This window comes from Microcoleus sp. Pol14D4 (genome assembly GCF_036701245.1).
In the GTDB taxonomy this organism is placed as follows: domain Bacteria; phylum Cyanobacteriota; class Cyanobacteriia; order Cyanobacteriales; family Microcoleaceae; genus Microcoleus.
In genome coordinates this window covers 56,714-66,405 of the sequence record NZ_JAUBQM010000029.1, presented here as the reverse complement: position 1 = coordinate 66,405, position 9,692 = coordinate 56,714, and the positions used below count along the sequence as shown (strand labels likewise).

10 protein-coding genes and 1 tRNA gene are annotated in these 9,692 nt (G+C 44.9%); 3 read left to right on the top strand and 8 right to left on the bottom strand.

The features are described from left to right. Positions 1-61 precede the first annotated feature (61 nt). From QUA33_RS13165 to QUA33_RS13155, 3 genes are read right to left on the bottom strand one after another with little or no spacing between them, the layout of a single operon-like run. Positions 62-382: an HD domain-containing protein gene (locus QUA33_RS13165; protein ID WP_333148959.1), complete on the bottom strand. Its 321-nt coding sequence runs from the start codon at positions 380-382 to the stop codon at positions 62-64. A 17-nt stretch (positions 383-399) separates the two neighbouring features. Beyond that, positions 400-873, bottom strand: a complete 474-nt coding sequence (locus QUA33_RS13160) for an NUDIX domain-containing protein (protein ID WP_333098526.1) — start codon at positions 871-873, stop codon at positions 400-402. A gap of 36 nt (positions 874-909) precedes the next feature. After that, on the bottom strand, positions 910-1,965 hold the full coding sequence (locus tag QUA33_RS13155; protein WP_333148958.1) for an adenylate/guanylate cyclase domain-containing protein: 1,056 nt from the start codon (positions 1,963-1,965) through the stop codon (positions 910-912). 564 nt (positions 1,966-2,529) lie between these two features. Between QUA33_RS13155 and QUA33_RS13150 the strand changes: the two genes are divergently transcribed. Further along, positions 2,530-3,663, top strand: coding sequence for a class I SAM-dependent methyltransferase (locus QUA33_RS13150; RefSeq protein ID WP_333148957.1), 1,134 nt, complete (start codon positions 2,530-2,532; stop codon positions 3,661-3,663). Positions 3,664-3,970: 307 nt separating this feature from the next. Beyond that, complete coding sequence (locus QUA33_RS13145) at positions 3,971-5,686, top strand: lipoxygenase family protein (RefSeq protein WP_333148956.1); 1,716 nt, start codon at positions 3,971-3,973, stop codon at positions 5,684-5,686. Positions 5,687-5,811: 125 nt separating this feature from the next. Here QUA33_RS13145 and QUA33_RS13140 read toward each other — a convergent pair whose 3' ends face one another. The 5 genes from QUA33_RS13140 to QUA33_RS13120 form a co-directional block, all read right to left on the bottom strand. Beyond that, positions 5,812-6,951 carry a fatty acid desaturase gene (locus QUA33_RS13140; RefSeq protein ID WP_333148955.1) on the bottom strand — a complete coding sequence of 380 codons (1,140 nt, stop codon included), beginning with the start codon at positions 6,949-6,951 and terminating at the stop codon, positions 5,812-5,814. Positions 6,952-7,283: 332 nt separating this feature from the next. Further along, the gene (locus tag QUA33_RS13135; RefSeq protein ID WP_333098534.1) at positions 7,284-8,549 is read right to left on the bottom strand and encodes a glutamate-5-semialdehyde dehydrogenase; all 1,266 of its coding nucleotides are present in this window, start codon (positions 8,547-8,549) and stop codon (positions 7,284-7,286) included. 4 nt (positions 8,550-8,553) lie between these two features. Beyond that, positions 8,554-8,958, bottom strand: coding sequence for a hypothetical protein (locus QUA33_RS13130; RefSeq protein WP_190663244.1), 405 nt, complete (start codon positions 8,956-8,958; stop codon positions 8,554-8,556). Positions 8,959-9,122: 164 nt separating this feature from the next. Beyond that, positions 9,123-9,251, bottom strand: coding sequence for a hypothetical protein (locus QUA33_RS13125; RefSeq protein ID WP_333148954.1), 129 nt, complete (start codon positions 9,249-9,251; stop codon positions 9,123-9,125). After that, positions 9,222-9,293: transfer RNA gene (locus tag QUA33_RS13120), tRNA-Gly, on the bottom strand. The genes QUA33_RS13125 and QUA33_RS13120 overlap by 30 nt, the downstream gene beginning before the upstream one ends. A gap of 218 nt (positions 9,294-9,511) precedes the next feature. Between QUA33_RS13120 and QUA33_RS13115 the strand changes: the two genes are divergently transcribed. Further along, positions 9,512-9,652: a hypothetical protein gene (locus QUA33_RS13115; RefSeq protein ID WP_172188980.1), complete on the top strand. Its 141-nt coding sequence runs from the start codon at positions 9,512-9,514 to the stop codon at positions 9,650-9,652. Positions 9,653-9,692: the final 40 nt, after the last annotated feature.

The window sequence follows — 9,692 nt, the reverse complement described above, 5'->3', positions numbered from 1 at the left end:
CCCATCAAAATCCTGGAAATCATTTTCGACTCCCCTCCCGTATTTTTGCTCGTATCATACCCTAATTCAGCAACGCCACACGTTCTAAATAAGCTGCATAAGCTTCTCCTTCTATTTTGGTAATCGCCGCGATCGCCGACACCAGAACTTCAGGAAAACCTTCGCTTCTAAGTTGCTCAAGTGTAAGTTCAGAATCTTCGACCGCATCGTGTAGAACCGCTACGATTTTCTCCTCTATAGAGTTTACATTTTCCATCACAAAGAGCGGATGATCGAGATAGGGATTGCCTGCTTTATCAACCTGCCCCTCATGAGCTTTGGCTGCGATCGCGATCGCCCGTTGTAGTAATAATTCGTACTCTGAATTCGTATTTGACAACATAGTACAGAAGTTCTCTATTAAAGTTTCAGTCCCCTAGCGGCGAAAAGCTCGTGTGTGGTTTGTGATTTTAAATATTCCTGCAACAATTTCCAAGCCATTTGAGTACCCTCACCTGCGTTGACTTTTTCAAAGTCTACATCTTTTCTCAAAATTACCAAACCGACACCTTCTTTAATTTCTATTTTATCATCATCGCTAACTATCGCCAAAAAAAGGTGGTTTTTTTGTAAGATTTTTATATCATTTTGGGTCTTTTGGTGAGTAAAAGTTGCGATAAATTCCATTGTGTAATCATCGATCGTGAGGCAAGTTTCTTCCTCCATTTCTCGCACTGCTGCCTGCTGTGGAATTTCTCCAATGTCCACGCCACCACCAAAAGTAGAAAGCATTCCTTGACTGGCAATACCTGGAATATTATCTCGCAGTTGTGCTCCTATTTGACCGTTGGGGAGCATTACAAAAATGCGAACTATTGACTTGGGAATATTCATATTATTGAGTAAATAACCAAACTAACAAAAATTGCTCTATATTTGTCTGATTTGACTCCAAATTTTTCTAATCCAATTGTACACCCCAGCATACAAATCACGCAAAAATTTGACAGAACTTTTCCAAATAGATTTTTCTTTTACCTCTGAAATCTCCTCGATTTCCAGGGGCAGCGGCGGCATCCCGACTACTTCATAGAGCGGATATTCGCCGCTTTTTCCCGGAATTGCAACTAATATGCACCGATCGACGATCGCCAATTCCTTCACTTCCTGATAAGTCTCCTCGGAAATCAGTAAACTTGTTCCCACTTGCTTGTTAGCAGCTTCGATCCGGCTGGCAAAATTCACCGCATCTCCGATCGCCGTAACTGTCTGACTCTTCGATGCCCCCAAATTCCCCACAACCACCCACCCGCAGTGAATGCCAATCCCAATCCGCAACCGGTGACGGTATAAAGTCTCAAAATAGGGATTGAGTTTCTCTAGTTCCTCCAGCATCTCCACCCCAGCCCTCACCGCTTGTTCCGCAGCTTTGTCGGGATTTTCCAACCCAAACAGCGCCATTAAACCGTCACCCATATAATTATTAATCATCCCGCCATTCCGATTGATCGCAAAACCCATCTTTTGGAAATAGCGATTTAAAACATAAATTACATCGTAAGGCAGCAGCGATTCTGCAAAAGGCGTAAATCCTCGAATATCCGCAAACAAAATCGCAATTTTTTTCTCTTGACCCACAGGAGGAGAAATAGACTTCCCCGCCATTTGGTCGGTAAATGATTCCAAGTCTTCAGAATCGAGCGCCAATCGGCGCAAAATCACCTTGCCACCTGCAACCTGCGTCTGACAAGCCAGCCTAATTTCCGGCTCTAAACGCAATTTTTTCGCGAGTTCCTCTTCCGGCGAAGTGCGCGGAGAGCAAAATTCCCAACCTTCGACAATCAATACCCGGCAAGTCGAACACCGGGCGCTACCGCCGCAGATGTGGGTGTGCGGAATGCCGGCACGCAGGGAAGCTTCGAGAATTATATCGTCGTCGTCTATCTCGATCGTGCGATCGTCCGGCAGATAGTGAATCTGTGGCATATGTAGCGCGTCTAGTTAATTAGCGAGGAATCTCGCGGACATCTGTTATTGCAGCGAACCTGTATGCAAACCCGGTTTCTCGGCATTTTTTCTGTATCCCCTGATTCCTTAACTATAAGTCGCGATCGGCATTTGCTTCTCGTTACGTCAGCTCAAGCGCCCAACTGACAACAGTTTAAAAAAATAATACAACTCTAGGCAAGATTCCAAATCTTAGCTCATCAGTCATTCCCAATTCTTTAATCTATCTAAAATCTCAAATGGTATAACTGATTACTAAAAGCGCCATGGCACCGTGATAATACCCCCATTCAAGCTGTGGAGTTAATCTAAAATCGAAAATCGAAAATCTAAAAAGGACTGACATAATTCTTAATAAAATTAAGATCGCTCAAAGCCCGATAAATCCGTTATCAAATCCCCTTCAACGGCGATATATTTTTAGGATTTATCGGGATTTTGCTGTGGAAACCTGACTTGGCAATAGTTTTAGCTTTTTTGCTCTCTAACAACCACCCAATTTTCGTGAGATAGAATAGCAGCATCTTTAAAACCCGTATAACCATGACTTCATCAACAGCCCTACAAAACATCGAAAAGCACATTCCCATCGTCGGAGATGTACATACCAAAAGTCCGATCGCCTACGGAGCAACCCGCCTCGCAGTCAGTGCAGTTAACACGGTACAAATGGCAGTAGCAGAGTCTTACATCAACGGATTAGAAGTCCCAGATTCAGTATTGCGAGCGCTTTTTGATACCTGTATGCCGGTCTTTTTTAAGCATTTCCCGTCCCTGCTTGCACCCTACGAATGGGTACTAACAGAAACAGACCATACAGCCGAAGGGCCGCGGGATTTAATGAAGATTCAGTACGACTTACCTCAAGCTATGCTGAATCCGATGTTAGGCGACGGAAAACTCATTTATCCTAAATACAGCATGGGGTTGTGGGAAAAAGGAGCCGCCAACCTTGAACAATCGCAAATCCAGATGATTGATGATGTGATTGAGAAGCTAGAGATTCAAGATGGCGACAATATTTTAGACTTTGGCTGCGGTTGGGGTTGCGTTCCCAATTACATTCTTTCCAAATTCCCCAATGTCACCTTTACTGGCATTAACCTCAGCCACCACCAATGCGAGTATATGCGTCAGAAGATGCAAGATCCCGAAAGCTACCTTAGTTCCGGTCGATTTACCCTATATGAAGGCGATTTGAACGACGCCAACTTCGAGACAAAATTTGACAAAATTCTCTCCATCGGAGTTTTTTGTCATGTAGGTAATTTAACGAAGGCTTTCCAAAAACTCGCCTCTTTCCTGAAGGATAACGGCAAAGTTTTCATTCATATCATCACAGTTCGTACTCCAAACAATATATCCAGCGTTTTCACCCACAAATACATTTTCCCCCACGGACGTTACTGGAAATACGATGCCGTTCCCAGCCACAATAAAGACCTCAAAACCATTCAAAGATGGTATCTCAACGGATACAATTACTCCACAACCTTTGCTAACTGGCTGAAAAACTTTGACGATTCTCAGGCAATAGTCAAAGATTTAGATTACGGTATCGACTATGCCAAATTTCGTCGAATCTGGCGGTTTTACTTGATTTGGTTTGTGTCTAATTTCGCGAGTTGCGACGGCGAATATAACGGCAACGGTCAATATTTAATGACTCATGCCTAATCGCTAATCAAGACCCAGCTCAAAAAACCGAACACCCCGAACCCCGACTTCTTTGAGATGTCGGGGTTCTTGAGTGCGAGCTACTTATCGGGAGAATGAAACCTTGCAACCTAGACTTAGGGCAATAGAGAAGTGTTGCCTTCTTTTGAGGAATTTTTCTGAGTTTAAAAAAGTCCGGAATAAGATTATTTCTCGGTGAATAAGACCTATATCAAGCGTGAGCCTGCACAATACTTTTTAAATTCCCTACTCAAGCAGTAGTGATGATGTGCGATATTTTACTAGAAAAAGAGAGTAGATTTATACAATGGTAGACAATATGAAACCTTCTCTTCCTCAAGACGACCCGAACCCAGAACAGCGCAAAGATTCCTTGAATCGTCAGCAACAAGCTTATCAGTTTGACTATGAGAGTTTATCACCTTTGGCATTATTGAAAGAGGTGCCTGCAGTCGAGAACTTTTCGAGCAAGTATCTTGCCGAACGGATATTAGCAACCTCGGAACTTCCAGCAAATATGCTGGCAGCCGATTCGAGAACTTTTCTCGATCCTCTCGACGAACTCCAAGACTATGAAGACTTTTTTACTTGGCTGCCCCTACCTGGAGTTGCCAAAATTTACCAAACCGATCGCTCTTTTGCAGAACAGCGCCTGTCTGGAGCAAATCCGATGGTGCTTCGCCTCTTAGATGCGAGCGATCCTCGGGCAGAAACACTGAGGGGTCTTTCCAGTTTGCACCCATTATTCGATCTGCACCAAGAGTTGCAGGAGAAAAATATTTACATTGCCGATTACACAGGTACTGACGAACACTATCGCGCGCCGGCTCTCGTTGGAGGCGGAACCTATGAAAAAGGCAGAAAATACTTGCCGAAACCACGGGCTTTTTTCGCTTGGCGGTGGACGGGAGTCCGCGATCGCGGTGAAATGACACCTATTGCCATTCAACTAGATCCCAGCCCAGATAGCCATGTCTACACCCCATTCGATCCTCCTGTCGATTGGCTGTTTGCAAAACTCTGCGTACAAGTAGCAGATGCCAATCACCATGAAATGAACTCGCATTTAGGTAGAACTCATCTGGTGATGGAACCAATCGCGATCGTCACCGCCCGACAGTTGGCTAAAAATCACCCGCTGAGCCTGCTGCTGAAACCGCACTTTCGCTTTATGTTGACCAACAACGATCTGGCGCGTTCTCACTTGATCGCTCCCGGCGGACCCGTCGATGAATTGCTAGGCGGCACCTTGGCTGAGACAATGGAACTGACTAGAGAGGCGTGCAGTACGTGGAGTCTTGATGAATTTGCCTTACCCGCTGAACTGAAAAATCGGGGAATGGATGACCCCAATCAACTGCCTCACTATCCTTACCGAGATGATGGATTGCTGCTGTGGAATGCGATTGAAACCTTTGTATCGGGCTATCTAAAATTCTTTTACCCGACGGAGATGGCGATCGTACAAGATCTGGAACTGCAAACCTGGGCCCAAGAATTAGCCTCAGATAGTGGCGGTAAAGTCAAAGGAATGCCAGAGCGCATCAACACAGTTGAACAATTAATTCAAATTGTCACAACTGTAATTTTTACCTGCGGCCCCCAGCATTCAGCCATCAATTTTCCCCAGTATGACTACATGAGTTTTGCCGCCAATATGCCCTTGGCAGCGTACCGGGACATTCCTAGAATTACTGCTTCGGGTAATCTAGAATTGATTACGGAAAAGGATATTTTACGGTTGCTTCCTCCGTACAAACGAGCGGCTGACCAACTGCAAATTCTATTTATTTTGTCAGCTTATCGATATGACCGTTTGGGTTATTACGATAAATCTTTCCGAGAACTCTACCGGATGAGTTTCGAGGAAGTTTTTGCCGGAACGCCGATCCAACTTTTAGCCAGACAGTTCCAGCAAAATTTGAATATGGCCGAACAAAAAATTGATGCTAACAATCAAAAACGAGTAATTCCTTACATTGCTCTCAAGCCTTCGTTGGTACTAAATAGCATCAGTATGTAGGAATGTATTTTTGGGGTTGGCGAGACGCCCAACCCCTACGCCCCAAAATAAAATTCATTTTTTGTGCAATAGGCCGGAAAGCCTGTTCTTAAGCATGGTGCAAGATGCGACTCCCATGCGAATTCTCAGCTTTTATAGTCTTCAACAATCGAGCAATTCACCGCCATTGTACCCGCAGAATCAGTGAAGGTGACTTCATCTTTATAATGCCTCGGTGTTTGCATCAGCAACCGCCAAGCTTCTCCAGCATCGATTAAATTCAGGCGATCGGGATAGTGAATTTGCAACAACTCTTGCACCATCGGATAATAGTTTGAGTTGATACTGGGGAAAATATGATGCTCTGTGTGGTGAGAGAAATTCAAGTGCAGCAGATCAAATATTTTAGGAACACGCACCGACATACTGTTGATCAGCGGATCGTTAATGGCGGTCATCCGGCAACCCATGTGGTTGGTATAGATGTAAAACATTGCGCCTGCATGACCAATTGCGATCGGCAAAAAGTACGCAAGAGCGATTTTGAGGGGATGAAAATTTAGGTAGAACAAAATGCTGGCATGAATTCCTAAAATTCCCAGACATTCAAATGCGATCGTCAATCTATCTTTAGGACTAACTGTAAAGGCAGCCGGTACGTAATCGACAGATTTATCGTTAAATAACAGTACCGAGGTGAGATTGCGGAAATTATGCACTAACCAGGAACCGGCCATTCCTACAATTAACCACACCGGATTGACTTCCACCGACGGGACAAACAGATTTTGAATCCATTTTCCCCAAGTATCTGGTTGCTGGTACAGATAGTTGCGATCGGGGTCGGCCAAAGAATTCGTGTTATTGTGATGTACGAGGTTGTGCAGATTTTTCCACTGAGTAGGCGGCATAAACAGCATACTTAGTCCCAAAAAGGCGATCGGATAAGTCAGTGGAGACTTTTTCTGAACGCTGCCGTGCATCAAGTCGTGGGAGCTAAATAGCAAAACTATGATACTATTGCCCATGATGACGGCTAAAGGTAAGTAAAGCCCTAAAAGATAGACAGGCCAGCGATCGAGATTAGCAGCAATTCCCCATCCCAGCAATAAAATAGCCGCGTTGATGAATAGTATTGCTAACTTGCTGGGATCGGGTTCAAAGGCATCTGACGGCAGCAGCGGACGCAATTTTTTCACATATACCGAGTGGTGAATTAGCGTTTCTTCGCCTAAAGTCGGCGTTGCCGTCTTGTCTAGAGTATTGAGTAATTTTTGGGATTTCATGTTATCGCTAAGAGTATTTTCATTTGAGTTAATAACTTTCTAAATTTAATTAGAGCCACTACCGATTTTAGATTGACCTAAAACAAATGAATCGCGGGATTATTGTCGGCACGGGGAAATTTTATCTGTGTCCACGGTGTCGTTCCGGGAACTTGTGACTAAATTGCTTGCGATCAAAGATGCCTAATTGTTGTACAAAGATATTATTGTATTTCCTCAAAAAAAATTTGTAAACAACTATTAAAGCCTTATAAAGGCTTACGCATCGATAATACTTTCCCACTTTTCAGTTTGGTTTAATCCCAATAACAAATCCTAAATAACCTATCAGATTAAAAAAGTCCGTTTCCCTGAACAATTTCTTTGATTGTCGTCAGCGTATCTAACCCGATCAATCCCCGACGATAACCTTTTTGGTTGGACATTCCCAAAAATATCGCATCTCCCCGATTTTGATAGCGCCAAAACCGAGGTGAGGCATTGATAAAAGTTGAGGCGCTGTTAACATCCAGAGCAAATTGGCGGCTTTCTAAGTAAGATTCAGTGGCGATGCAGTCAGCGTGGCCACTGCTGTAGCGGTTGATCCAGCCGATCGCAATCTCTAAACTATCGACAACTTTAAACGCGATGGTTTTGTTTAAATACGGTTGAGTCCACTCGTATGGTTCCGCCAGCTTCAAGTCGGGGAAATCTGCGACCAGATCCGCATCTGCGCTAATTTGAAAGCCTTTTTCTTTTAAACTGTTCCACAGCCTGACTAAGGAAGAAGGCTTTTGGTTGCGATCGATAAGCACTTTCTCGATCGCGTTAACAGGATCGGGAACGCTTTGATGGCTGTCCAAAATCATCCACCTTGCCATCTCCAAACTGCCAGTCGGTGACCAATAAAGGTAACAATTTCCCATTGCCGACCTCAAAACTGGTGCTGTACACAACCTTACCACCTGCTGCACCAAACTTGGCCTGCCGTAGGGAATAATTAAATTGAGATATTGGTCTTGAGTGACCAATTCTCTGATCGAAGCGCCCCGATCCGGCGGCAGTACCTGCAAACATCCCGATGGCAAACCGACCTCATCGATTGCCGAAATCAAAGCTTCTCCAATTACTGTATTAGTTTGCCAGCTTTCGCTGCCGCCTTTAAGAATCAAACTGTTAGCGCTTTTGAGAGACAAACCCGCGGCGATCGCCCCCAACTCGGGAAACGCCTCGTAAATTAGAGCGATCGCCCCCAGCGGTAGCGACTGACAGTACACCTGACAGCGATCGACCTGATAAGAAGCATTGATCACCCTGCCGATCGGATCTGGCATTTCCCCCAACCGTTCCAGAATTTGCACAGTTGTCTTGATCCGTTCCGGCGTCAGCTTCAGCCACTCCACGATCAACTCCGGAATCGCCATGTCCCGACTTGCTTCTAGATCCAGAGTATTTGCTTCTAAAATGTCATTTTGCCGGCGTTTCAGCGAACCCGCCATCGCCTGCAAAGCTGCAGCGCGATCGGCACTCTTTGTCGCAGCCAACTCCAAAGAAGCTTGATAAGCGCGACGCGCGACATTTGCGGCATCTGATGAATGGGTAAAATCCTCTATTATCATCTAGCTAACGCCTGTAAGCGAGCCATACCATCAGCGCCGGCAGCATTGCTAGCAGCACGGCGACCATTGCCCACAGAATAATATTCGGGCCCGGCGAGTGTAACGCCAAGGGCAACCAAATCACTAACGGCACCAATATCATACCCAAAGCCAGTGGCAAATAATGGGCCTTCAAACCCGGATGCGCTCTGTTCCACTGATTCCCTGTCCACCGCCAAGCCTGCTTGTAAGGATAGTTCGTTGATAGTTGCTCGATCACGTATCCACTTTCGTCCAATACAAATATTTGTTGACAGCGGTTGCATCCAAAGGCTTCTGTCAACGTTATAGGCACTAGACGACCCCGGCGTCGGCAAGGACAGGGGTACTCATCGTTTAAGTCAATCTTTGGAACTTTTTGAGATGGCACGAGCGATCGGATAAAAAAAGCGTTTTTGCAAAAATAATCCTTAACATATCCACTTAATCAAACTTGTCAATTCCGCCATAGCAAGGCTTTCAACTGCCTGTTACGAAATCTCGCCCACTTGGCAATTTTGACTTGCAAGTTCTGCATTCAATCTTACCACTAACTTAGGTACTTTCAACCATCATTAAGAGTATATCCAAAACTTTCTGGATGTACTTTCCGGTGTCTTGGATTCCGGTTTCCTGGATTTTTTTATCTTCTAAAGCGGGTGACGCGATTCGAACGCGCGACATTCACCTTGGCAAGGTGACGCTCTACCACTGAGCTACACCCGCATTTCCTGCGGTATTAACAATATTGTCTCACTTCCCGAAATTTGTCAAGTCTTTTTAGTAAGTTTTTTTCACAAACCCAGTAAACCCCCCCAAACCCACTCCCTTTGTCAAATTTCAGCAGCCAGATTCTCAACCAAATCAGTAATTGCCGTGAAAATTGACCGCCATCCGGCGACGGCAAAGCTACAATCAAGCTGGAATTGTGGGAGAACACTGTCATGTCAGATTTAAATCGCGGAATCATGAAGTTCAAGGGAGCTGACAGTCCTATAGCGATCGCCATTTCGGCGATTGTCATTGCCGGCGGAATCGGCTTCTTGATCTGGTGGGCGCTGCAATCAGCCTACACCTTTAGCTAACAGACTACTCAAACGTAAAACTTATAAGACCTTGCTCAGA

Coding starts and splice junctions, on each gene's coding strand:
- QUA33_RS13165 (WP_333148959.1), bottom strand. CDS start 382: ATGTTGTCAAATACGAATTCAGAGTACGAATTATTACTACAACGGGCG.
- QUA33_RS13160 (WP_333098526.1), bottom strand. CDS start 873: ATGAATATTCCCAAGTCAATAGTTCGCATTTTTGTAATGCTCCCCAAC.
- QUA33_RS13155 (WP_333148958.1), bottom strand. CDS start 1,965: ATGCCACAGATTCACTATCTGCCGGACGATCGCACGATCGAGATAGAC.
- QUA33_RS13150 (WP_333148957.1), top strand. CDS start 2,530: ATGACTTCATCAACAGCCCTACAAAACATCGAAAAGCACATTCCCATC.
- QUA33_RS13145 (WP_333148956.1), top strand. CDS start 3,971: ATGGTAGACAATATGAAACCTTCTCTTCCTCAAGACGACCCGAACCCA.
- QUA33_RS13140 (WP_333148955.1), bottom strand. CDS start 6,951: ATGAAATCCCAAAAATTACTCAATACTCTAGACAAGACGGCAACGCCG.
- QUA33_RS13135 (WP_333098534.1), bottom strand. CDS start 8,549: ATGATAATAGAGGATTTTACCCATTCATCAGATGCCGCAAATGTCGCG.
- QUA33_RS13125 (WP_333148954.1), bottom strand. CDS start 9,251: ATGTCGCGCGTTCGAATCGCGTCACCCGCTTTAGAAGATAAAAAAATC.
- QUA33_RS13115 (WP_172188980.1), top strand. CDS start 9,512: ATGTCAGATTTAAATCGCGGAATCATGAAGTTCAAGGGAGCTGACAGT.